General features: G+C 67.4%; 18 protein-coding genes and 1 pseudogene. 8 read left to right on the top strand and 11 right to left on the bottom strand.

Going from position 1 to position 22,793, the window contains the following annotated elements:
* Positions 1–6: 6 nt before the first annotated feature.
* From EJB06_RS11535 to EJB06_RS11495, 9 genes and pseudogenes are all read right to left on the bottom strand, one after another.
* On the bottom strand, positions 7–633 hold the full coding sequence (locus EJB06_RS11535) for a DUF47 domain-containing protein (protein ID WP_126074167.1): 627 nt from the start codon (positions 631–633) through the stop codon (positions 7–9).
* 86 nt (positions 634–719) lie between these two features.
* Positions 720–2,105 (bottom strand): replicative DNA helicase, encoded by a 1,386-nt coding sequence (locus EJB06_RS11530; RefSeq protein WP_126074166.1) that lies wholly within the window; start codon positions 2,103–2,105, stop codon positions 720–722.
* 143 nt (positions 2,106–2,248) lie between these two features.
* On the bottom strand, positions 2,249–2,701 hold the full coding sequence (gene rplI, locus EJB06_RS11525; protein WP_126074165.1) for a 50S ribosomal protein L9: 453 nt from the start codon (positions 2,699–2,701) through the stop codon (positions 2,249–2,251).
* Between the two features lie 26 nt (positions 2,702–2,727).
* Complete coding sequence (gene rpsR / locus EJB06_RS11520; protein ID WP_008450941.1) at positions 2,728–3,018, bottom strand: 30S ribosomal protein S18; 291 nt, start codon at positions 3,016–3,018, stop codon at positions 2,728–2,730.
* 34 nt (positions 3,019–3,052) lie between these two features.
* Positions 3,053–3,346, bottom strand: a complete 294-nt coding sequence (priB, locus tag EJB06_RS11515; protein ID WP_126074164.1) for a primosomal replication protein N — start codon at positions 3,344–3,346, stop codon at positions 3,053–3,055.
* A gap of 40 nt (positions 3,347–3,386) precedes the next feature.
* Complete coding sequence (gene rpsF / locus EJB06_RS11510; RefSeq protein ID WP_126074163.1) at positions 3,387–3,782, bottom strand: 30S ribosomal protein S6; 396 nt, start codon at positions 3,780–3,782, stop codon at positions 3,387–3,389.
* 137 nt (positions 3,783–3,919) lie between these two features.
* Positions 3,920–4,350: pseudogene (locus tag EJB06_RS32490) on the bottom strand (DUF29 domain-containing protein).
* The gene (locus EJB06_RS11500) at positions 4,337–4,810 is read right to left on the bottom strand and encodes a DUF29 domain-containing protein (RefSeq protein WP_126074161.1); all 474 of its coding nucleotides are present in this window, start codon (positions 4,808–4,810) and stop codon (positions 4,337–4,339) included. Before EJB06_RS11500 ends, EJB06_RS32490 begins: the two are co-directional and overlap by 14 nt.
* Positions 4,811–4,835: 25 nt before the next feature.
* Positions 4,836–5,282: a DUF29 domain-containing protein gene (locus tag EJB06_RS11495; RefSeq protein WP_126074160.1), complete on the bottom strand. Its 447-nt coding sequence runs from the start codon at positions 5,280–5,282 to the stop codon at positions 4,836–4,838.
* Positions 5,283–5,414: 132 nt separating this feature from the next.
* Here EJB06_RS11495 and lexA point away from each other — a divergent pair, with 132 nt between their 5' ends.
* Complete coding sequence (gene lexA / locus EJB06_RS11490; RefSeq protein WP_126074159.1) at positions 5,415–6,050, top strand: transcriptional repressor LexA; 636 nt, start codon at positions 5,415–5,417, stop codon at positions 6,048–6,050.
* Positions 6,051–6,083: 33 nt separating this feature from the next.
* Here lexA and EJB06_RS11485 read toward each other — a convergent pair whose 3' ends face one another.
* The gene (locus EJB06_RS11485) at positions 6,084–6,809 is read right to left on the bottom strand and encodes a tetratricopeptide repeat protein (protein WP_126074158.1); all 726 of its coding nucleotides are present in this window, start codon (positions 6,807–6,809) and stop codon (positions 6,084–6,086) included.
* 111 nt (positions 6,810–6,920) lie between these two features.
* On the opposite strand from EJB06_RS11485, the gene EJB06_RS11480 reads away from it, so the two are divergent.
* The 7 genes from EJB06_RS11480 to EJB06_RS11455 are packed head-to-tail and all read left to right on the top strand — an operon-like array spanning position 6,921 to position 21,546.
* Positions 6,921–7,544 (top strand): hypothetical protein, encoded by a 624-nt coding sequence (locus tag EJB06_RS11480; protein ID WP_126074157.1) that lies wholly within the window; start codon positions 6,921–6,923, stop codon positions 7,542–7,544.
* A complete protein-coding gene (locus tag EJB06_RS11475) occupies positions 7,531–11,199 on the top strand; it encodes a DUF4132 domain-containing protein (RefSeq protein WP_126074156.1) in 3,669 nt (1,222 codons plus the stop codon). Before EJB06_RS11480 ends, EJB06_RS11475 begins: the two co-directional genes overlap by 14 nt.
* 35 nt (positions 11,200–11,234) lie before the next feature.
* Positions 11,235–14,963, top strand: coding sequence for a DUF4132 domain-containing protein (locus EJB06_RS11470; RefSeq protein WP_126074155.1), 3,729 nt, complete (start codon positions 11,235–11,237; stop codon positions 14,961–14,963).
* A gap of 52 nt (positions 14,964–15,015) precedes the next feature.
* A complete protein-coding gene (locus EJB06_RS11465; RefSeq protein WP_126074154.1) occupies positions 15,016–16,113 on the top strand; it encodes an ATP-binding protein in 1,098 nt (365 codons plus the stop codon).
* A gap of 8 nt (positions 16,114–16,121) precedes the next feature.
* Positions 16,122–18,443 carry a DUF5682 family protein gene (locus tag EJB06_RS32205; RefSeq protein ID WP_198420813.1) on the top strand — a complete coding sequence of 774 codons (2,322 nt, stop codon included), beginning with the start codon at positions 16,122–16,124 and terminating at the stop codon, positions 18,441–18,443.
* Positions 18,440–19,591, top strand: coding sequence for a vWA domain-containing protein (locus EJB06_RS32200; RefSeq protein WP_198420812.1), 1,152 nt, complete (start codon positions 18,440–18,442; stop codon positions 19,589–19,591). Before EJB06_RS32205 ends, EJB06_RS32200 begins: the two co-directional genes overlap by 4 nt.
* The gene (locus tag EJB06_RS11455; RefSeq protein WP_126074153.1) at positions 19,588–21,546 is read left to right on the top strand and encodes a YehQ family protein; all 1,959 of its coding nucleotides are present in this window, start codon (positions 19,588–19,590) and stop codon (positions 21,544–21,546) included. Before EJB06_RS32200 ends, EJB06_RS11455 begins: the two co-directional genes overlap by 4 nt.
* On the opposite strand, the gene EJB06_RS11450 is transcribed toward EJB06_RS11455, so the two are convergent.
* A complete protein-coding gene (locus tag EJB06_RS11450) occupies positions 21,543–22,793 on the bottom strand; it encodes a cystathionine gamma-synthase family protein (protein WP_126074152.1) in 1,251 nt (416 codons plus the stop codon). The two genes, EJB06_RS11455 and EJB06_RS11450, sit on opposite strands and share 4 nt — an antisense overlap.

Genomic DNA, 22,793 nt, shown 5'->3' with positions numbered 1-22,793 from the left:
TGCCGCTTACGCGTTTTCGACGATGATGCCTTCGATGATGTTGGCAACATCTTCGCAGCGGTCGGTGACGGTTTCGAGGATCTCGTAGATCGCCTTGAGCTTGATCAGGTTGCGCACGTCCGGTTCGTCGCGGAACAGCTTCGACATGGCGGCGCGCATGACGTGGTCGGCGTCGGACTCGAGGCGGTCGATCTCTTCGCACACGGCGACGATCTTCTGCGAGTTGTCCATATTGTGCAAGAGGCCGACGGCCTGTTCGACTTTCTGGCAGCAGGCCAGGCACAGTTCGGCCAGGCGCTTCGCTTCCGGGGTCACCGCTTTCAGGTCGTACAGCGAGACCGTCTGCGCCGCGTCTTCCATCAGGTCGAGGATGTCGTCCATGCGCGTGATCAGCTTGTGGATGTCGTCGCGGTCGATCGGGGTGATGAAGGTCTTGTGCAGCATGTCGACCGTGGCGTAGGTGATCTTGTCGGCTTGCTTCTCGATGCTCTCGATCGCGTGGACGCGGTTTTCGAGATCGTCGAAGTTGGTCATCAGGCCGACCATTTCATGCGCGCCCTTCACGCACAGCGCAGCGTGCTGGTTGAAGAAGTCGAAAAATTTGCCCTCGGTGGGCATCAGGCGTCCAAACATGGTCTCTCCGTTAAAGCGCGTTAAAGCGTGATTGATGCTGCGTGATACTGCTGAAGGACGCCGCCCCGTGGCGGCGCCGTTGCTGGTTAGTCGCCCTGGTAGATCGCCAGGTTACCGCTGTAGTTGCCGAACTTGGTGTACTGGCCGATCCAGGTAAGGCGTATCGAGCCGATCGGCCCGTTACGCTGCTTGCCGATGATGATCTCCGCGGTGCCCTTGTCGGGCGAATCCGGGTTGTAGACCTCATCGCGATACAGGAAGATGATGACGTCGGCATCCTGCTCGATCGCGCCCGATTCGCGCAAGTCGGACATGATGGGGCGTTTGTTGGGGCGTTGTTCCAGCGAGCGGTTCAGCTGGGACAGGGCGATCACGGGACAGTGCAGTTCCTTGGCCAGGCCCTTCAGGCTTCGCGAAATCTCCGAGATCTCGGAGGCGCGGTTGTCGCCCGGCTGGCTGCCCGTCATGAGCTGGATGTAGTCGATGATGATCAGGCCGAGCTTGCCGCACTGGCGCGACAGGCGGCGCGAACGGGCGCGCAGCTCGATCGGATTGAGCGCCGGGGTCTCGTCGATGTACAGCTGGGCGTCGTTCATTTTCTGGATCGCGTGCGTCAGGCGCGGCCAGTCTTCGTCGTTGAGGCGCCCGGTGCGCAGGCGGTGCTGGTCGAGCTGGCCGACCGAACCGAGCATACGCATGGCCAGCTGGGCGCCGCCCATCTCCATCGAGAAGATCGCGACGGGCAGGCCGGCGTCGATGGCGACGTTTTCGCCGATGTTGACCGAGAATGCGGTCTTGCCCATCGACGGACGGCCGGCCACGATCACCAGGTCGCCCGGCTGCAGGCCGGAGGTCATGCGGTCGAGGTCGATAAAGCCGGTCGGCACGCCGGTGATTTCGCTCTGGTTGTCGCGGCTGTACAGCTCGTCGATGCGCTCGACCACCTGGGTCAGCAGCGGCTGCACCGCCAGCCAGCCTTGCGAGCCGCGCGCGCCCTGTTCGGCGATGGCAAAGATCTTGGACTCGGCTTCGTCGAGCATCTGCTTGACTTCCTTGCCCTGCGGGTTGAACGCGTTGCCCGAGATTTCGTCGGCCACGGTGATCAGCTTGCGCAGCACGCCGCGGTCGCGCACGATTTCGGCGTAGCGCCGGATGTTGGCCGCCGACGGCGTGTTCTGCGCCATCGCGTTCAGGTACTGCAAGCCGCCCACATCCTCGGCCTTGGCGATGTTGGTGAGCGCCTCGAACACGGTGATCACGTCGGCCGGTTTCGACTGGTTGATCAGCTTGACGATCTGCTCGAAGATGATGCGGTGATCGTAGCGGTAAAAGTCGTCGGCATGCATCATGTCCGCAATACGGTCGAACGCGGCGTTATCGCGCAGCAAACCACCGATCACAGATTGTTCTGCTTCGATGGAATGGGGCGGGATACGGAGTGCGTCGAGCTGCGGATCGGATGGTGCGTTCATGGCGCGAATTATACCTGCTTCGGGTCAACTGGCTGACATAATTGGGCGCTTTTGGGCGTAAAAAAAGCCGGGAAGACCCGGCTTTTTTCGTAGTTGCATTGCAAGCATGATGCCCGCAATGCAACAGTGTGACGCGATGTAACTTAAGCAGCTTCGCCCACGACAGCGATCGTGATCTCGACCACGACGTCGGTGTGCAGAGCAACTGCAACAGCGTGTTCGCCGGTCGTTTTCAGCGGGCCGGTCGGCATGCGTACTTGTGCTTTTTCTACAGCGAAGCCAGCTTTCGTCAGCGCTTCAGCGATGTCGAAGTTGGTCACGGAACCGAACAGACGGCCATCGACGCCCGCTTTTTGCGCGATCGAGATGGTCATGCCGCCCAGCTTCTCGCCTTGAGCCTGGGAAGCGGCCAGCTTGGCAGCTGCTGCTTTTTCCAGTTCGGCGCGCTTGACTTCGAATTCGGCGACAGCCGACGCGGTAGCACGGCGAGCCATGCGTTGCGGGATCAGGAAGTTACGTGCGTAACCGTCTTTGACTTTAACAACATCGCCCAGGTTGCCGACGTTAACAACTTTTTCCAACAGAATGATTTGCATAGAGTTCTCCAGTTTATCCGCAGCGATTAAGCGTGGTGCAGATCGGTGTATGGCAGCAGCGCGAGGTAGCGGGCGCGCTTGATTGCGGTGTCAACCTGGCGCTGGTAGTGCGCTTTGGTACCGGTCAGGCGTGCTGGCATGATCTTGCCGTTTTCCTGGACGAAGTCTTTCAGAGTGTCTACGTCTTTGTAGTCGACCTGTTCAACGTTTGCTGCGGTGAAGCGGCAGAATTTCTTACGCTTGAACAGTGGGTTCTGTTGTTTGCGCTTTTCTTTAAGCTTGAGCTTGTTCTTGTCGAATTTTTTACCGAATGCCATGTGAGGCTCCTGTATCTAAAAATGTGCTGTCGCGTCAGGCGGCGGCACAGAAATCAATGATGTGAAACACCAGGCTTTTACTGCTGCGGTTCTTCTTGGCCAAAAATCCCGTGAACTGATGGACGGCGCCCAATTCGGCCTGGCTGAATCGTCCCGAAATCTCGCCCGCGGCAAGCGCGGTGATCTCGAATTCGACCAACCTGGCAACCCCTGCTTCCATCTGCTGCGAACTGTGCAGCAAAGTGGCGGTCACGATGGGCACGCCGGCCGGGGTGTAGCGCAACACGTCGCGCTCGCAAATCTGGGCTACGAACTGGAGTTGATTCACCGAGGTGAGCTCATCCGCGTTCAGGGAAACTTGTCAACAATTACGCTGCGGCTGGTGCTGGAGCTGCTGCCGGAGCTGGAGCTTCGGTGCGGTGGCTCTTGGCTGCGTCTTCACGTTGTACCGATTTCATCATCGGCGACGGCGCGGTTTCAGCCTTCTTCATCTTAACGGTGAGGTGACGCAGCACGGCATCATTGAATTTGAACGCGGTTTCGAGTTCCACCAGGGTCTCGTTGTCGCATTCGATATTCATGCAGATGTAGTGCGCTTTTGGCAGCTTCTGGATCGAGTAAGCCATCTGGCGACGGCCCCAGTCTTCAACACGGTGAACCGAACCGCCGCGCGTGGTCACGCTGGCTTTGTAGCGTTCGATCATCGCCGGGACTTGCTCGCTTTGGTCCGGGTGGACGATAAAAACGATTTCATAATGACGCATGCATAACTCCTTAGGGACGTTTAAACAAATGCCCACCTCGGCGTCAAGACGAGTGTGGGAAGGGAAAGCCGGCGATTATAACGTGAAACGGAGCAACAATCAAGGACGCCATGAGGCGGCCGTGCGCCTGGCGTGGTTTATGGCACGAAACTCTCGTCGAGAAGTTGTTCCGCAGTGTTAGGCAGCTCCTGCGGAAACGTACTCTGCGGCAGACAGGCCTCGCGCGCTGTACTACGGATGCCCCTGGGGCGCTGCTGGCGCGCCAGCAGCGCTGGCGTGTTTTCATAGCCGGGGCTGCGCTTGAGCCTGCGCTTGACGGCGGCGCGCTGCTCGTCCAGCATTGCCGTCCAGCTTGTCGACTTGCGCTTCGCCTGATACTGGCCTTGAGCACATGGTTGATCAGCTGATGCAGCCGGCTGCACGACGCCCGCTCCTTGCGGCTGAGCATATCGTCAAACTTCTCAATAAGATCTTGGACATCGAGACGCTCGCAGTCCCTGCCCCGCAACAGCCTCGCCTGGTGCGCGGTCCAAGGGACCAGGTCATCGTCGTAGTCAACCAGTGACACCCCGGGTCGGTCCACGGCCCACCTCCTTTATTGCTGTCAGTTCAGCGGCGCTCATCGGCTGGGCACGACGGATCGAACTCGTCATCGAGCAGTTCTCCCGAGCGGCACGGCGACGCGATGCGTCGTAGTACCGCGAAGCCATTCCTGCAATGTCCGCCGCGAGACTCGGACTATCGTCAATCAGCAATTCCATGCCGAAACGGGCCTCAGCCAGCTTGGCGCGCCAGTGGCGTGGCTTGTGCCGCGGGCGAGATTGCAGACTCAAAAGGCAAGAAACGATGTGCTTCAAGTAGCCCGCCAACTCCCTGCGGCCGGCATGCGCCGCCCCCTTGAGCTCATCGACAATATTGCCGATATCGAGGTGGTCGAACTGGCGCGCGCGCAGCAGCGCCGCCTGCTGTTCCAGCCACAGTACCAAGTCGCCTTCATCATTCGCCGGTGAAAACTCAAGCTGGTCCATGAGTCACCTTGTCAATCCGATCGGTTCACGGCACGAAGCCGTTGTCGAGCAATTGCTGCGCCGTGTACGGCAACACATCCGGAAAGGTCGACAGCGGCAAGGCGGTCTGCGCATGCGCAGCGTGCACTGCTGCGGGGTAGGCTTGTTGCGCAAATGGCAGCACCTTGCTGCGCAGACTGGGGCTGTCGCGAATCAGGCGCTGGATGCGCACGCGCTGCGTGCCAAGCGTGCCGATCCAACTGCGCGATTTGCGCTGCGGCTGGAACTGGCACTTGAGCAGATGCGTCATCAGCACCTCCAACCGGTTTTCCAGTTCCCTCCGCTCGCTACGCATTGTTCCCTCAAGCTCTTCTGTGATGTTGTCGATATCGATATGCTCCAAGCGGCCAGCGCGCAGCAAACTCACTTGCTGCTCCAGCCACAGCAGAAAATCGTCTTCATAAGCCACCCGCGCAACTTCAAGCTGATCCATGAGCCACCTCCTTTGCTGTGTGTTCGACAGCCCCTTTCGCAAATAATTCCCCTGTTCCGCTAATTAACCCTTGCATTGCGCGAAATACTGTACAAAAATACAGTCTGTCCATATACACAGTCCCGCACATCGATGATCAAGCTCACACCACGGCAAGAACAAATCCTCAACCTGATCAAGGATGCGATCGAGAACACGGGCTTTCCTCCGACCCGTGCCGAAATCGCCAATGAACTGGGCTTCAAGTCGGCCAATGCGGCCGAAGAGCACCTGCAGGCGCTCGCGCGCAAGGGCGCCATCGAAATTTCGCCGGGCACCTCGCGCGGCATCCGCCTGATCGGCGCCAGTGTCGACGCCATGCCCATGCCTCCGCCGAGCCTGCTCATGGCGCTGCCGCTGGTCGGGCGCGTCGCCGCCGGCTCGCCCATCCTCGCGCAGGAGCATGTGGAAGCGACCTACAGCGTGGACCCGGCGATGTTTTCGTCGCGGCCCGATTTCCTGCTCAAGGTGCGTGGCTGGTCGATGCGCGATGCCGGGATCATGGATGGCGACCTGCTGGCCGTCAAAAAGGTCGACAGCGCCAAGAACGGACAGATCGTGGTGGCGCGGATCGGCGACGACGTCACCGTCAAGCGCTACAAGAAGACCGGCTCGCTGATCGAACTGCTGCCGGAGAACCCGGACTTCAAGGTGATCCAGGTCGATCCGGCGACCGACGAGTTTGCGCTCGAAGGCCTGGCGGTGGGATTGATGCGCAGCTGGAACTAAGCGAAGCGCGCGGGCGCGGCTGCGCCTGACCTGCTAGTCGCCCTTGCGCGGGGCGGTCGCTGCCGCATCGGTGACGATGCGGTTGTGTTCCTTGATATAGGCGTCGGTGGCGCTGCGCCAGGCGCCGAAGTCGGCCAGCACCAGCTTGGCCGAGACCTTGGCGTTTTCGGCGATGCCGGCATACACGTCTTCCATGTGCAGGCGCGCCTGCTCGGTTTCCTCCTTGGTCAGGAGATCGGCAATCTCCTTCGGAATGCGCTTGGTCAGCGGGCTCGATTCGTTCAGGTTGCGCACGAAGCCGTTGTAGCAATCCTGCCAGGCGCCGACCTTGGCCGTCACGCTCTCGATCTCGTCGTTCTGCTTCGACAGCGCGGGAATGCGTGGCGGCGGACAGCGGAACTGGCCGGCGCTCAGTTCGGCGCCATCGTATTTACCGATCCAGTAATCGAGCTCGGCGCGCCGCGTTTCGCGCTTCTTCATCATCTCCAGCGATGCGGCGGCGGTCTTGTTGCCCTTGGCCGCCGACTTGCTGAACCAGGCTTGCGCCTTGGCCAGGTCGACCGTGCCCGCCTCGCCGTAAAAATACATTTCGCCCATGTGCAGCTGGGCTTCGGCATTGCCGGCATTGGCCAGCCTGGTGTACAGCTGCAGCGCTTGCGGATAGGATTTTTTCGCGAACAGGGCATTGGCGTCGGCCAGCTCGTCCGCGTGCGCCACGCCGCTCAGCATCAATACCAGGCACAACAGGGTTCTCTTCATAGCGTGTCTCACGATGGGTGTCCGAAGTCGCATCATAACCGGATTGGCGCGGCTCGACAGGCCCAGCGCTTTGCCGTAAAGTATCCTTTTTTGCAATATTTATCATGAACCATGAGTGAGCAACATCAGCGCGCGGCAGGCGCCAGCGCGGTCGCGGAGTACCTGGACCGGCTCGGGATGTTCATCGACTCCTGCTACAACGAGGCGGGCGATAAATACCACGTGCGCCCCGAAGCGAATGACGAAGGCTACGAATCGACGCAAGCCTATCGCGCAAACGACATGCTGCCACGCGAACACCTGGCCCACGCCAGCGATGCCGACTGGCGCGCGTGCGTGCGACTGATACGCGCCGCTGTTCGCACGATACCTGCGTGGCGCCGCCCCCTGCTGGCGACCCGGCTGCCCGACGAACCCGGCCTGGCCAAGGAACAGGCAGCGGCCGCCCGGACGCAGGAGAGCAGGCGGCTGGCCCCGTGGTACCGCCACGACGCGTGGTTGAAAGCGTACGCCACGCCGGACAGCGCGCTCAAGGCGCTTCGCCGCCGGAAGCATGCGGCGAACTGCGGCGCGGAAGAATTCTTCGACATGCGCGGGGCCATGGCCACCCTGCTCCAGGACCGTGGCCCCGGCGCGGCTACCGTCCTCGCCCCGCTGGCCTGGATCGTAGCGCGCGAGACGACACACAACGACAAGGATAAGGACAAGGACAAGGACAAGCATGCGGCGGTTTGAATTTAGCGATGGAACTTCCGATAAATTCTGGCAGATCGGCCAGGACGGTAACACCGTCGACGTCTGCTACGGCAGGATCGGCAGCGCCGGGGTCAGTCAGTCCAAACAGCATGCCGATGCCGCCAAGGCGACTGCGGCGATGGACAAACTCATTCGCGAAAAAATCGCCAAGGGTTACGCCGAAACCACCGTTGGCGCTAGCGCGGTTGCGGTGCCGAAATCGGCCGCACCGGCCGCGCCGCTGCCGGCGGGCGACGTGGCGCCATGGCTCGCCGTCGCCCCCTTGATCGACCTGCCGCCCGCGCTCGCGACCAAAGCCATGGCCTCGCGCCGCTATCCCGGTCCGCCGCCGAGTACCGACGCGGCAGCCTGCTGGAACCTGTTCATCGCGCGCGTGCAGCGCTACGCCGACGTCGCCCCCGACAACTCTCCACCGCACTTCCAGGATGCCGTGCGCGAAGCCGGCGCCCGCATCGGCGGCAAGGTGCGCAGCGGCTCCGCCATGTCCGACCTGGTGCTGCTGGCCGTGTCGACCCTGGTCGAAGACAGGCTGGCGGCCTCGGACGGCGCGCCCTTCCTCGACTTCCTGGTGGCGGACAAAGGCTTGCCATACGCCCTGCGGATGTTGATCGACATGGAACGCGTCAGCATCGCCGAGGACAATACCCGGTTCGGCATGTGCTGGTACATGCGCGACGACGGCATCGGTTCGTACTCGCCGGCGCACGACGATTTCGGCACGACCGAGCTGGCCATGCGCGCGCATCTGGCGCACGCGCCGCAGGCGACATGGGAGCAGTGCGTCGCCATGATCCGCGCCGCGCTGCCCTCATTGCCGGTGCGCCGCCAGCCGCTGTTCGGCGTGCTGCTGCCCGACCTTCCCGAGCTGTCGGACGCGCTGGCCCTCGCGCTCGCGCCGCAGGAAATCGATACGGCCGCGTGGCTGCGCCTGTCCGCCAGCGACCCGGCGGCCTTGCACGCGCTCGAACCGCTCAAGCCGAGCACCGGCTATTACGCCTGTTACATGTTCTATCACCTGCCCGCCGCCGTGGCCACCCTGGTGCAGGAACGCGGGATCGGCGCGGTCGATCTGTTGAAGGACGGCGCCGGCATCGATGCGACAGGCGAGGCGCTGGCCCATATCGGCACACCCGATGCGCTGCGCGCCCTGGCGCTGGCCTGCGAAGCCGGCAAGAAGTCGCTCAAGCGCCTGGCGACGGCGGCCCGACGCTGGCCGCATGCGGCGCTGGCCGGCCTGTCGGAACTGGCCGCCGCGAAGCAGGCCCCGGCTGCCGCGAGCGCAGTGCTGGCCGACCTGGTGCTGGACCACGCCGACGCGGCGGCGGCGGTCAAACCCTGGATCCCAGCGCCGGCGGCCGCGCTGCTCGACGCCATCGGCGCGCGTAGCGCCGCCCCGGCCGACCTGGCAGGCATGGACGACCTGCCGGCAGTGCTGGCAAATCCTCCGTGGCTGGCGCCGCCCAAGCCGGGCGCCAACGTACTGTCCCTTGCACCGCTCGACCTGGCGCCGGTCGTCCGCTGGACCGAAGACGAGCGCCAGGCGCTGCTCAAGGAGAAGCGCTACAACGCCTGGCCGTACAGCTGGAAACGCTTTCCCGGACCCGCCGATGCGGCGGCCGCCATCGCGGCGGGCGATGTCGGCAAGGCTGTCGCCCTGTGGGAGGCGTATGCGGCGGGAGGCTACGAAATCGGCGGCTGCGTGCACGCGATTGCCGACCTGCCGGCGCCGTTCAACGCGGCGGTGTGGAGCGCCATGGCCAAATACGACATCAACTCGCCCGGCTATGCCATCGCCACCCTGGGCCTGGCCGGCGTACCCGCACTGGCGGGCATGTGCGAGCGGCGACCGGCCGACGAACTGCCGTACGCCCGCCACTTCGGCGCGGTAGAACTGGCGGCGGGTGTGGCGCGCGCCTACGCAACACTCAAAAGTAAAACGGCGCGCGAGCTGGCGCGCGCATGGCTGCTGGCCAATCCGGAACACGCCGCCTGCGGCCTGATTGCGCCGGCCCTGGGCAAGGCAGGCAACGCACGCGAGGCCGCCGCCCGCGCCCTGCGCCTGCTGGCCGAAGCCGGCCACGAAGCGCTGCTGGTCGAGGTGGCCGGCCGCTACCGGCGTGAAGACGCCGACGCCGCCCTGCGCGCCCTGCTCGACGAAGATCCGCTCGACCGGCTGCCGCCCAAAATCGGACCGCTGCCGGCGTTCTGGATGCCGCGTAACTGGACCCGGCCACGCCTGGCCGGCAGCGGCAAGGCCCTGCCCGACGCGGCGCTCGATCCGATCGGCGTGATGCTGCGCTTCCCGCAGGCCGACGGCGTCTACCCTGGCCTCACGCACCTGCAGCAAGCTTGCACGCCGGCCTCGCTGGCCGGTTTTGCGTGGGACTTGTTCACCGCCTGGACCGACGCGGGCGCCGACGTCAAGGAAAACTGGGCGTTCGGCGCCCTGCGCCTGTTCGGCAACGACGACATCGCCCGCAAGCTCACGCCGCTGATTCGCGCGTGGCCCGGCGAGAGCCAGCACCAGCGCGCCATTCTCGGCCTCGATATCCTGTGCGCGATCGGCACCGACACCGCGCTGATGCTGCTCAACGGGATCGCCCAGAAGGTCAGGTTCAAGGCCCTGCAGGACAGCGCGCGCGAAAAGATCGGCCAGATCGCCGAGGCGCGCAACTTGAGTACGGACGAACTGGAAGACCGCCTCGCGCCCGACCTGGGCCTGGACGAAGACGGCGCCTTGCTGCTCGACTTCGGCCCGCGCCAGTTCCGCGTCGGCTTCGACGAAACGCTCAAGCCTTACGTGCGCGATGCAAGCGGCGCGCGCCTGGCCGACCTGCCCAAGCCGAAGAGGACCGACGACGATGCCTTGTCCGGCGCAGCGCTGGAACGCTTCAAGCTGCTCAAGAAGGATGCGCGCACCATCGCCGCGCAGCAGGTCGTGCGGCTGGAACAGGCGATGTGCACGCAGCGGCGCTGGCAGCCGCAGGTTTTCTTCAGCTTCCTCGCCGGCCATCCGCTGGTGCGCCACCTGGTGCAGCGGCTGGTGTGGGGCGCCTATGGGGCTGGCCCTGGGGCGCCCTTGCTCGGGTGCTTCCGCGTGGGGCCCGACGGCGCGCTGAGCGGCGCCGGCGACGACCCGTTCGACCTGCCGCCCGAGGCGCACATCGGCATTCCGCATGCGCTGGAGCTGCCGGCCGGCGAAGCGGCCGCGTTCGGCCAGCTGTTTGCCGACTACGAACTGCTGCAGCCATTTGCCCAGATCGGGCGCGACACCTACGCGCTCACAGCGCTCGAGGCGGGGGCGCTCGCATTAACGCGCTGGGACGGCGCAAAGGCGCCGACGGGGCGGGTGCTCGGCCTGGCCAGCAAGGGCTGGCGACGGGGGGAACCACAGGATGGGGGCTGGATCGGGGTGTTTTACAAGCCGCTGGCCGATGGCCGCCTGCTGGAACTGCACCTCGATCCGGGCATCGTTGCCGGCATGCCCGAGCACGACCCCGAGCAGCACTTGAAGGAAGTGCGTGTGGTGGACGGCCAGGCATCGCGCCGAAAAGCGGCGTGCTACCCGCTGACGACGCTCGGCCCCATCGTCGCCAGTGAACTGATACGCGACCTGCAGGACTTGTGCGCCTGAACGGCGCGACCACACTTTGACAATCAGGATGAACGATGCGGCGATTTGAATTGAGCGATGGCGTTTCCAGCAAATTCTGGGAGGTGAGCCAGGACGGCAGCGACGTGACGGTCTGCTTCGGCAGGATCGGCACGGCGGGCAAGGCCCAGACCAAGAACCATCAAGACGCCGCCACGGCCGCTGCGGCGATGGCGAAACTGATACGCGAAAAGACCGGCAAGGGCTATGCGGAGACCGGCGCCGCCGCGCCAGCAGCCGCAGCGCCTGCGCCTGCGCCTGCGCCTGCGCCGGTGGCGGCCATGCCTGCGCCAGCCGTGCCGGTGCCCGCGCCCGCACCCGCACCCGCACAGGACGTTGCGCCGTGGCTGGCCGTCTTCCCGCTGATCGACATGCCCGACAAGCTCATGACGCTGGCCTTGCCGTCGCGCCGCTTTCCGGGGACGCCGCCGGCTATCGACGCCGACGCCAGCTGGGCGCTGTTCCTGGCCCACGCCCGGAACAGCGCGCCGCTCAGTCCCGAATTGTCCGCCGAAGGCTGGCGCCCGGCGATGAACGAGGCGGCGCAGCGCATCGCGCACGGTCAGCGCGACGGCTCCGCCGTGTCGGACGTCGTCCTGCTGGCCCTGTCGACCACCTTCGACGACCTGCTGGCGGCAGGCGATGGCGTACCGTTCATCGACTTCCTGGTCGCCAGCGAAGGCGTCCTGTACGCCCTCGACGCCTTGCTGCGGATGGAAGGCATCAGCGTACGCCAGCAGGGCCTGCGCAATCCCGGCATCTGCATCGACGACAATGCCGAACAGTGGTTCGCGCCGACCGAATACGTCTTCGGCAAAACCGAACTGGCCATGCGCGCCCACCTGGCGCACGCGCCGCAGGATGTGTGGGATGCGTGCGTGCAGCTTGTGCGCGACGTCCTGCCTTCACTGGCGCCGCACCGGCGTCCGCTGTTCGGCGTGCTGCTGCCCGACGTCCCGGCGCTGTCGGACGCCATCGTCGCCGCGGCCGCGCCCGTCTACCCGGTGTCGATGGCCTGGCTGCGCCTGACGATGCGCGACCCGGCCAGCATGCGCGCGCTCGATCCGATCGCGGCGTGCGACAACTTTTATCTGTTCTGCTGGTACGACAAGCCGGAATGGATCGCGACCGCGCTGCGCGACCGTGGCACCGATGCCGTGGCGGCGCTGCGCGACGGCGCCAACGCCGGCGTCGAGCTGGCTGCCGACGCGATCGCCGGCATCGGCACGCCGGAGGCGATCCGCGCGCTGGCGTCGATCCCCGCAAAGAAGGCGATCAAGCGCCTGACGGCGGCGGCGGCGCGCTGGCCGCTGGCCGCCATCGCCGGCCTGGCCGAAATGATCGCCACCGACAAACGGGCTCCCGGCGCGGCGCGCTCGGTGCTGGTCGCGCTGGTGCCGCATCACCTCGCCGCCCTGCCGGCGTTGACGCCATGGCTGTCCGCTGCGGCGGTGAGGCTCCTCGACGGCCTGACCGGCCGCCTGGAAGCGCCGGCCGATACGGCCGACGCAGCCGAACTGCCCACGGTGCTGGCCAATCCGCCGTGGCTGGCGCCGGCAAAAAGCGCCAGTAAGCCGCTGGCGCTCGCGCCCCTGACGCTCGCTCCCGTCGAACGCTGGAGCGCCGCCGAACGCCAGCGCGTGCTGCGCGAACGGCGCCTGATCGTCTACACAAGCGGAGGCACGGGGTTCAAGGCGCCGAACGACGCCGGCCTGATCGCCGCCGGCGACGTGGCGGGCGTGGTCGCGCGCTGGGAAGCGCACCGCAAGGCAGGCTACGACATCTGCAACAGCGTGCATCACATGGCAAAGCTGCCGCCGCCGTTCAATGCCGCCGTGTGGAGCGCCATGGCGAAGTACGACATCAATTCGCCCGGCCACGCGATCGGCAGCATGGGCATCGACGCCATTGCCGGCGTGGCCGTCATGTGCGAGCGCCGCCCTGCCGAGGAATTGAAGTATGCGATGTACTTCGGCGCCGTGGAACTGGCGGCGCCGGTGGCGCGCGCCCTCGCGGTGCTCAAGGCCAGAGGCGCGCGCGACATGGCGCGCAACTGGCTGCTGGCCAATCCGGAGCATGCCGCCTGCGGCCTGATCGCGCCGGCGCTCGGCAAGACCGGTGCGGCGCGCGACGCCGCCGCCGGCGCCTTGCGCCTGCTGGCCGCGAACGGCCACGAAGCGATGCTGGTCGAGGTGGCCGCGCGCTACGGCCAGGACGCAGTGAACGCCGCCCTGCGCGCGATGCTGGACGAGGACCCGCTCGACCGCTTCCCCTCAAAAATCGCCGCGCTGCCCGCTTTCTGGATGCCGCGCAGCTGGGCGCGGCCCCAGCTGGCCGCCAACGGCAAGCCGCTGCCGGACCAGGTGCTGGACCTGATCGGCGTGATGCTGCGCTTTCCACGCGCCGACGGGGTCTACGCCGGCATCGAACAGGTGCGGCAGGCGTGCACGCCGGAGTCCCTGAGCCAGTTTGCCTGGGACCTGTTCAGCGCCTGGGCCGACGCCGGCGGCGACAGCAAGGACAATTGGGCCTTCACCGCCATGGGCCTGTTCGGCGGCGACGATTGCGCGCGCAAGCTCACGCCGCTGATCCGCGCCTGGCCGGGCGAAAGCCAGAATGCACGCGCCATCGCCGGCCTCGATATCCTGGCGGCGATCGGCACCGACCTGGCCTTGATGCTGCTGAACGGGATTGCGCAGAAAGTCAAATTCAAGGCGCTGCAGGAGAATGCGCGCGAGAAGATCGGCCAGATCGCGCAAGCGCGCGGCCTGTCGACCGACGAACTGGAAGACCGCCTCGCGCCCGACCTCGGCCTCGACGACGACGGCACACTGCTGCTCGATTTCGGCGCGCGCCAGTTCCGCGTCGGCTTCGACGAAGCGCTCAAGCCCTGCGTGCGCGACGCGCATGGTGCGCGCATGGCCGACCTGCCCAAGCCGAACAAGAGCGACGACGCCGCCCTGTCGGCGGCGGCGACGGAGCGTTTCAAGGCGCTCAAGAAGGATGCGCGCAGCATCGCCGACCAGCAGTTGATCCGGCTGGAAGTGGCGATGTGCACACAGCGGCGCTGGGAACCCGAGACGTTCCGGCGCTTCCTGGCCGGCCACCCGCTGGTGCGCCATCTGGTGCAGCGGCTGGTGTGGGGCGCTTACGCGATGGAAGCGGACGCCAGCCATGGCGGGCGCCTGCTGGGATGCTTCCGCGTCGGCGCCGATGGCGAATGGACCGACGCCGGCGACGACGCCTGGCAGCTGCCGCAGGGTGAGAATATCCGCATCGGCATTCCGCATGCGCTCGACATTCCGGCGCCCGACGCCGCCGGCTTCGGCCAGCTGCTGGCCGACTACGAGCTGGTACAGCCGTTCGCGCAGATCGGGCGCGACACCTACACGCTCGGCGCCGACGAATCGGCCGCGCATGCGCTCAAGCGCTGGGAGGGCACTGGCGTGCCTGTGGAGCGTCTTCTCGGACTGGCGCACAAAGGCTGGCGCCGTGGCGAGCCGCACGACGCCGGCTTCGTGTTCGATTTCAACCGGCCGCTGGGCGATGGACGCGTCGTCGAACTGCGTTTCGGTCCCGGCCTGATGCTCGGCTCGATCATGGACTCGGACGACCAGGTACTGGAACTGGTCGTCGTCGGCAGCGCCGGCGCCTGGGGCGGCATCGACAAGCCGCAGCCCCTGTCGACGCTGAGCGCGATCGCGGCCAGTGAGCTGATTCGCGACATGGAAGCGCTATGCGCATGAAAAAAGACGTTATCATCTCGGCGACACCACATCCATGAGTCGGACCACAGCAATGAGCAAAACGAAAAGCGCAGCGATGCAGCGCCCACCGGCCGAAATCCAGTATGCGGGCGAGCTGGCCAGGCTGGCCAAGTCCGACAAGGCGCCGCGCCCTCCCGGCTGGGCCCTGAGCCTGAACGCGGCGCGCGCCTTCATCGGCGGCGACGAGGCCCTCGGGATCGAGCGCAAGGTGGTGGCGCCGGCCGCCGCCATCGAACGCATGCTGGTCACGCTGGCCACGGGGCGCGGGCTGATGCTGGTCGGCGAGCCGGGCACCGCCAAGTCGATGCTGTCGGAGCTGCTGGCCGCCGCCGTGTGCGGCCAGTCCACCCTCACCATCCAGGGCGGCGCCTCGATCACCGAAGACCAGATCAAGTATTCGTGGAACTACGCGCTCCTGATCAACGACGGCCCGAGCCCGCGCGCGCTGGTGCCGGCGCCGCTGTACCACGGCATGCGCGACGGCCTGATCGTGCGCTTCGAAGAAATCACGCGCGCGCCGCTGGAAGTGCAGGATTGCCTGCTCGGGATGCTGTCGGACCGCGTCATGGCGGTGCCGGAACTGGAAAACGAGCACGCCATGCTGTATGCGCGCGAGGGCTTCAACATCATCGCCACCGCCAATACGCGCGACCGCGGCGTCAACGAAATGAGCGCGGCGCTCAAGCGCCGCTTCGACTTCGAAACCGTGTTCCCGATTCTCGACTTCGGGCACGAACTGGCGCTGGTGGAGCAGGCCTCGGCGCGCCTGCTGGAGCGCAGCGGCATTCCGCACCGCCTGCCGGGCCCCATCCTCGACCTGCTGGTATCGACCTTCCGCGACCTGCGGTCCGGCGGCGGCAAGGGTGCGCCAGACGGCATGGACAAGCTGGCGGCGGTGATGTCGACCGCCGAAGCGGTCAACGTGGCGCACGCGGTCGGCGTGCGCGCCTGGTTCCTGGAGCAGCGCGCCGGCAACGCGGCCGATCTGGTCGACTGCATCGCCGGCACCGTGGTCAAGGATAACCAGGACGACCGCGCCAAGCTGCGCCGCTATTTCGAACAGCGCGTGGCGCGCCGCGAGGGCGAGCACTGGCGCGAATACTTCAACGCGCGCCACCGCCTGCCGTGACGCTGCCGATGCAAAGCGCACCGCTGATCGTCGGCGTGCGCCACTTCAGCCCCGCCTGCGCGCGGCTGGTGGTGCAGCGCATCGCCGAACTGCGTCCACGGCACGTGCTGATCGAAGGGCCGGCCGACTTCAACGCCCGCCTGGATGAACTGGCGCTGCCGCACCGGCTGCCGGTGGCGATCTACAGCTATTGTTCGGCGGATGACGATGCGCTCGAGCGGCGCGCCTCATGGTCGCCGTTCGCGCTCCATTCGCCCGAATGGCAAGCCATGCAGGCCGCACGCGCCTGCGGCGCCCGGCTGCGCTTCATCGACCTGCCGGCCTGGCACGACGCTTTTGCGCACATCATGAACCGCTACGACGACGATGCTCCCGACACCGCGCAGGCCTACGAGGACGCACTGTGCCGCGCCATGGCGATCGACGGCCGCGACGCCCTGTGGGACCACCTGTTCGAAGGCGACCTGGCGGCCGACGAACTGTCGGCCCGGCTCGATGCGCACTTTGCCAACCTGCGCGCCGGCGATCCCGGTTCGCCGGGCAACCAGGCGCGCGAAGCGATGATGGCGCGCCACGTCGCCTGGGCCATGCACCAGGACGACGGCCCGGTGCTGGTGGTCTGCGGCGGCTACCACGCGCCGGCGCTGGCGGCGCTGTGGCGCACCGTCCCGGCGGCCGATTGCGGCAGCGAGCCGTCGACGCCGGCGCCGCCGGACGCCCCCGGCCTGCGCTACGGTTCCTACCTGGTGCCCTACCACTTCAAGCGCCTCGACGCCTACGACGGCTACGCCTCCGGCATGTCCTCGCCCGCCTGGTACGAATGGGCGTGGACGCTCGGCCTGGCCGGCGCCGGCAAGGAGCTGCTGCGCACCGTGCTGGCGCGCCTGCGCGAGAAAAAACTGCCCGCCTCCACCGCCGACGTGATTGCGATCCACAGCCGCGCGATGGGACTGGCGCGCATGCGCGCGCACCCGGCGCCGCTGCGCAGCGACTGGCTCGATGCACTGGCCGGAAGCCTGGTCAGCCAGGCGCTGGACGTGCCCCTGCCATGGACATACCGTGGCCGCGTGCGCGCCGGCACCGATGCCGCGCTGGTCGAAGTGATGGCGGTGCTGGCCGGCGACGCTGTCGGCGAACTGGCGCGCGGCACGCCGCAACCGCCGCTGGTGGCCGCCGTCGACGCCGAACTGGCGGCGCTCGGCATCGTGTTGCCAAGCCGGCCGGCCATCGACCTGCTCGACCCGGCCCAGCGCCCGCGCAGCCGCGCCCTGCACCGCCTGGCCCTGCTCGACATTCCCGGCATCGTGCGCAGCGACGGCCCGGACCTGGCGCTCGGACGCGGCCAGCACGAAAACTGGGATCTCCGCGCGCCGCTGGAACAGCGCGCCGCGCTGATCGAGGCGGCTACCTACGGCGCCACCCTGCACGACGCGGCGCGCGCCCGTCTCGAAGAGATCCTGCGCCAGAGGCCGGCCGGCGCCAGCCGCATCGGCGCCATCAGCGGCGCCCTGAACCGCGCCGCCTTTGCCGGCCTGCCCGACGTGAGCGGGCGCCTGCTGGACGAACTGCACGACGCCATCGGCCAGGAACCGCACTTCGGCGAACTCGGTATGCCGATGCAGGTGCTGTTCGCGCTGTACCGCCACGGCGACGCGCTCGGCGTGAGCGGCAGCGCGGTGCTGCAAACGGCCATCGCTGCCGCATTCGACCGCGCCCTGTGGCTGGCGGAAGCCTCTGGTGGCGTTGCGGCGCTGGAGCAGGATGCCCACATCGGCACTTACAGCGCCATCGCCATGCTGCTGCGCGAGGCGCGCGCCGCCGCGCTGCCCGGCATCGAGCCGCTGCGCGCCCTCGCCGTGTGCCGGCGCGTGGCCGCCAGCGCCGACGCGGCGCCGGTCAGCCGTGGCGCGGCGCTCGGGCTGCTGCTGGCCAGCGACGACGATCCCGATGGCGGGACGCTGGCCAGCACCCTGCTCGCCTCCCTGCCCCCGGCCCTGGTGGGCGACGCGCTGGCCGGCCTGCTGGCCCTGGCCCGCCAGCACCTGTGCGACGACGCGCGCTTCATCAGGGCGCTCGACGCGCTGGTGCGCACGCTGGACGACGCCGACTTCGTGCTGGCGCTGCCGGCGATGCGCGCCGCGTTCACCTGGCTGCCGACCCAGGAGCGCGGCGCGCTGGCCGGCGACGTGCTCAAGCTGCACGATGCCGGCCACCGCTCGCAGCGGTCGCTGACCGGGCGCCTGGCCGTGGCGCCCGAGCTGCTGGCGCGCCACGAGGCGCTCGAACGCGCCGCCATCGACCGCCTCGCCACCTGGGGAGTGGCCCTGTGAGCAAAGCCCTGACGCTGCCCGATCCGCTGGTGCGCTGGCGCCTGCTGCTGGGCGAAGCGGCCGAAAGCTGCATCGCCTGCCCGGACGGCGCCGCCGGCGCCGCCGATGCCGCCCTCGAATGGCTGTACGGGCGCGACCCGGAGCGCCTGGCGCGCGGCGAACGGCGCCAGTCGCAGGACCGCACCGGCTCGCCCGACGGTGCGTCGGTGCTGACCACGCCCGACTGGATCAACACCATCCACGAACTGTTCCCGCAAGAGGTGATCGAACGGCTCGAACGCGACGCCGTCGAACGCTTCGGCATCGACGAGGTGGTGACCAACCTGGAGGTGCTGGAGCGGATCGAACCGTCCGAGACGCTGCTGCGCGCGGTCCTGCACACCAAGCACCTGATGAACCCGGACGTGCTGTCGGCGGCGCGCCGCCTGGTGGCCGAGGTGGTGCGCCGCATCATGGAAAAACTGGCGACCGAGGTGCGCCAGGCCTTCGGCGGCAGCCGCGACCGGCGCCGCCCGTCGCGCATCGCGGCGGCGGCCAATTTCGATTTCAGGCGCACCGTCGCCGCCAACATGAAACACTGGGACCCGCAGCGGCGCAAACTGTACATCAGGCGGCCGGCCTTTATCAGCCGCGTCAAGCGCCATGCCGAACGCTGGGACATCATCCTGCTGATCGACCAGAGCGGCTCGATGGTCGATTCGGTGATTCACTCGGCGGTGATGGCGGCCTGCCTGTGGCAGTTGCCCGGCATGCGCACCTCGCTGGTCGCCTTCGATACCGACGTGGTGGACCTGACGGCGGACGTGTCCGATCCGGTCGAACTGCTGATGAAAGTGCAGCTCGGCGGCGGCACCAATATCGCCGGCGCGGTGGCGTATGCGCAGTCGCTGGTGACCGATCCGCAGCGCACGGTGGTAGTGCTGGTCAGCGATTTTTACGAAGGCGGAAGCGACATGGAACTGGTGCGGCGCGTACAGGCGCTGGTGGCGGCCGGCGCCACCGTGCTTGGCCTGGCGGCGCTCGATTCGGCCGCCAATCCGAGTTACGACCACGAGACGGCGGCGCGCCTGGTGCGCGTCGGCGCGCACGTGGGCGCCATGACGCCGGGCCAGCTGGCCGCCTGGCTGGCGGAGAAGATCGCGCAATGAGCACCCGTACCGATTTGCTGGAACTGAGCGTGGACGCGCTGACCGCGCTGTCGAACGCGGGCTTCGTCAAGCGCGCGCAGAAAGACGTCGTCGAAGGCAAGCTGCCCGAGATCGAACAGCAGGACGACGGCACCGTGCTGGCGCGTTATGCCGATGGCGTGACGACCACCCTGCCCCCCGGCCTGCCGCTGCGCGAGGCCCGCTGCAGCTGCCCGGCCACGGGCCTGTGCCGGCACCGGGTGACGCTGGTGCTGGCGTACCAGTCCCGATTCGCCGGCCAAGCCGGTGACAAGCGCGATAGCGCGCCGTGGTGTCCATCGACGCTGGCCGGCGCGGTCGAGCTGCTGCCGCGCGCGACGCTCGACCAGGCGCGCCGCATGGCGGCCGCGCGTCCGGCGATCCGCCTCAGCGCCGGGTCCACGCCGACTGCGCGCCTGCCGATGTGCGACGTGCGCTTCCTGTCGCGTACCAGCCTGGCGCTGGCGCGCTGCGACTGCAGGCAGGCCGAGAATTGCGCCCACATCGCGCTGGCCGTATGGGCCTTTGCGCAGGGCGAGCGCCAGCAGCCCGGCTTTGCCGGCATGACTGTGGAGCTGGACCTGGGCGCCGGCGCGGCACCGGCGCAGTTGCAGGACGACAGCGGCGCTTACGAGGCGATCGTGGCGCTGGCCTCCCAGCTCTGGCTCGACGGCACCAGCCAGAACCCGATGCTGGTCGACACGCGCTTCGAAAAGGCGCTCCAGGAAGCCGGCAAGCCGGGATGGCGCTGGGTGCTCGAAGCGCTGGCCCAGCTGCGTGGCGCGCTCGCCGGCCAGCACGCGCGCGCCAGCAATGCCGATCCGGCCACCCTGCTGCACCTGGTGTCGATGCTGATGGCGCGCCTGGGGGCGGCGCGCGCGCAGACGCCCTTACCGGCCAGCCAGATCCTCGGCGTGGGCGTGTCCGGCGAAGTGGCGCTCGATCATCTGCGCCTGGTGCCGATGGGCAGCCAGTGCTGGTCCGGCGAGGCGGCCGAGGGCGTGCGCCTGATCTGGGCCGATCCCGACACGCTGGCCGTCACCGTCATGGAAAAAACCTGGCCGCGCGCCGATACCGGCACCGGCGCCGTGGCCCTGCGCGACCGGCGCCTGGTGGGCATGCCGCTGCACCGGCTGGCGGCCAGCCAGATCGTCACGCGGGCGGCCAGGCGGCGCGCCAACGGCTTGCTCACGGTCGGCACCGCCGCCACCCAGACCTCGGCGCTGCCGCTGTCGGGCAGCGCCTGGGATACGCTGGCCAGCCCGCTGCGCCAGCCGGACGTGGCCAGCCTGCGCGCGCACCTGCGCTCCCTGCCGCCCGATTTTGTGCGGCCGCTGCATGCGATCGAGCATGTGCATGTGGTGCCGGTGGCGGCGCTGGTCGACTGCCTGTGGGATGCGGCCAGCCAGAGCCTGTGCGCGCGCGTGCAGGTGGCCGCCGGGGAAGACGATCTGCTGACCCTGCGCCTGCGCCACGATCCGGCCACGCCGGGCGCCATCGATGCACTGGCGCGCGCGCTGGAGGACGAGCCGCTGGCGGTGGCCGGCAGCGTGTCGAGCGAGGCGGGGCAACTGGGCATGACGCCATTGGCGCTGCTGACTGCGCACGGCTTGCAGGTGCCGCAACTGGCGGCGCAGGGAACACCGGCCAAGCTGGCGAGCGGCCGCCACGACGACAAGAGCGCACTGCACGCACTGCTGGAAGGGACGATCGATCTGCTGGCGCACAGCCTGCGCCAGGGGTTGCGGCATCAGGGCGATGCCGCCCTGGGACGGGCCGCGCAGCAGGCGGCGGCCCTGCGCGCGGCGGGCCTGGGGCGTTGCGCCGAGGCCCTTGCCACGGCAATGGACAGCGTGAAAAACAGCGACGCCAGGGTGCTGCCGGAACGGCTGGCAGCGCTCTACGCGCTGCTGCACACCCTGGCCAGCGACAGCTAAGTCGCCGCGCCGGCCAGCGCCGACTGAAAATCGTCGAGCAGGTCGGCGCTGTCTTCGATGCCGACCGACACGCGGATCAGCGATTCGGCGATGCCCATGCTGGCGCGCCGCTCGGCGCCCATTTCGTAAAAAATGGTGTGCGACACCGGAATCACCAGGGTGCGCGTATCGCCCAGGTTACTGGCGGAGATACCGAGCTTGAGACGATTGAGATAATCGAAGCAATCGATGCCGTCTTTCAGTTCGAAGCTCAAGAGCGAACCGTAAGCCTTGAACAGATCGGTCGCCAGCGCGTGCTGCGGGTGCGAGGCCAGGCCCGGGTAGTGCACCGCCGCCACGCGCGCGTCGGCTTCGAGCATGCGTGCGACCGCCAGCGCATTGGCCGATGCGCGCTCCATGCGCAGCGCCAGCGTTTCCGCCCCCACCGCGATATGGTGCGCCGCTTCCGGCGCCAGCGAGGCGCCGAAGTCGCGCAGGGCCTTGGCGCGCAACTGCGCCATGCCCCACTGCGCCGGCGGATTGCGCTTGTAGTTGGCCGCGATGTTCGGGAACGCGCTCCAGTCGTACACGCCGGTGTCGGTCAGGCTGCCGCCGAGCGCATTGCCGTGGCCTCCGATCGACTTGGTCAGCGCGTTCACCACCAGTCCCGCACCGACCGTCCTGGGCCGGAACAGGTAGGGCGAGGTCATGGTGTTATCGACCACGAACAGAATGCCGCGCTCCTTGCACAGCCGGCCGATGCGCGCCAGGTCCGCCACCTGCGTGCGCGGGTTGGCGATGGTTTCGACGAACACCAGGCGCGTGGCCGGCGTGAGCGCGGCCTCCACGTTGGCGACGTCGGTCGCATCGGCAAACGCCACTTCCACGCCCTGCCCCGCGGCGGTTTGCCACAGGCTGTTGGTGTTCCCGAACAGGAAAGACGACGACACGATCTGGTCGCCGGCCCGCAGCAGCGCCTGGAACACGGCGCCGATGGCGCCCATCCCGGTCGCGAAGCACAGGGTGGAGACGCCGTCTTCCATCTTCGTGATCTTGTCTTCGAGCGCGGAGATGGTTGGATTGCCCTGGCGGCCGTAGCGGAAGCCCGCTTCCCTCCCCTGGAACACCGACGCCAGCTGCCGCGCGTCGTTGTAGCCGAAGGTGACCGAGGTGTGGATCGGCTTGTGCAGCGACCCATGCTCGATCGGCTTTTGCCGGTCGTTGTGCAGGATGGTCGTGGTGAAGCCGTAGCTTTTCTTCTCGCTCAT

The sequence above is a fragment of the Massilia atriviolacea genome (genome assembly GCF_003953935.1).
GTDB lineage: Bacteria > Pseudomonadota > Gammaproteobacteria > Burkholderiales > Burkholderiaceae_D > Telluria_A > Telluria_A atriviolacea.
Note: the sequence above shows the minus strand (reverse complement) of the source record. Positions and strands in the feature narration are given on the sequence as shown.

Bases quoted from the DNA above. Each gene is read 5' to 3' on its own strand.
- EJB06_RS11535 (WP_126074167.1), bottom strand. From the start codon at position 633: ATGTTTGGACGCCTGATGCCCACCGAGGGCAAATTTTTCGACTTCTTC.
- EJB06_RS11530 (WP_126074166.1), bottom strand. From the start codon at position 2,105: ATGAACGCACCATCCGATCCGCAGCTCGACGCACTCCGTATCCCGCCC.
- rplI (WP_126074165.1), bottom strand. From the start codon at position 2,701: ATGCAAATCATTCTGTTGGAAAAAGTTGTTAACGTCGGCAACCTGGGC.
- rpsR (WP_008450941.1), bottom strand. From the start codon at position 3,018: ATGGCATTCGGTAAAAAATTCGACAAGAACAAGCTCAAGCTTAAAGAA.
- rpsF (WP_126074163.1), bottom strand. From the start codon at position 3,782: ATGCGTCATTATGAAATCGTTTTTATCGTCCACCCGGACCAAAGCGAG.
- EJB06_RS11500 (WP_126074161.1), bottom strand. From the start codon at position 4,810: ATGGACCAGCTTGAGTTTTCACCGGCGAATGATGAAGGCGACTTGGTA.
- EJB06_RS11495 (WP_126074160.1), bottom strand. From the start codon at position 5,282: ATGGATCAGCTTGAAGTTGCGCGGGTGGCTTATGAAGACGATTTTCTG.
- lexA (WP_126074159.1), top strand. From the start codon at position 5,415: ATGATCAAGCTCACACCACGGCAAGAACAAATCCTCAACCTGATCAAG.
- EJB06_RS11485 (WP_126074158.1), bottom strand. From the start codon at position 6,809: ATGAAGAGAACCCTGTTGTGCCTGGTATTGATGCTGAGCGGCGTGGCG.
- EJB06_RS11480 (WP_126074157.1), top strand. From the start codon at position 6,921: ATGAGTGAGCAACATCAGCGCGCGGCAGGCGCCAGCGCGGTCGCGGAG.
- EJB06_RS11475 (WP_126074156.1), top strand. From the start codon at position 7,531: ATGCGGCGGTTTGAATTTAGCGATGGAACTTCCGATAAATTCTGGCAG.
- EJB06_RS11470 (WP_126074155.1), top strand. From the start codon at position 11,235: ATGCGGCGATTTGAATTGAGCGATGGCGTTTCCAGCAAATTCTGGGAG.
- EJB06_RS11465 (WP_126074154.1), top strand. From the start codon at position 15,016: ATGAGCAAAACGAAAAGCGCAGCGATGCAGCGCCCACCGGCCGAAATC.
- EJB06_RS32205 (WP_198420813.1), top strand. From the start codon at position 16,122: ATGCAAAGCGCACCGCTGATCGTCGGCGTGCGCCACTTCAGCCCCGCC.
- EJB06_RS11455 (WP_126074153.1), top strand. From the start codon at position 19,588: ATGAGCACCCGTACCGATTTGCTGGAACTGAGCGTGGACGCGCTGACC.
- EJB06_RS11450 (WP_126074152.1), bottom strand. From the start codon at position 22,793: ATGAGCGAGAAGAAAAGCTACGGCTTCACCACGACCATCCTGCACAAC.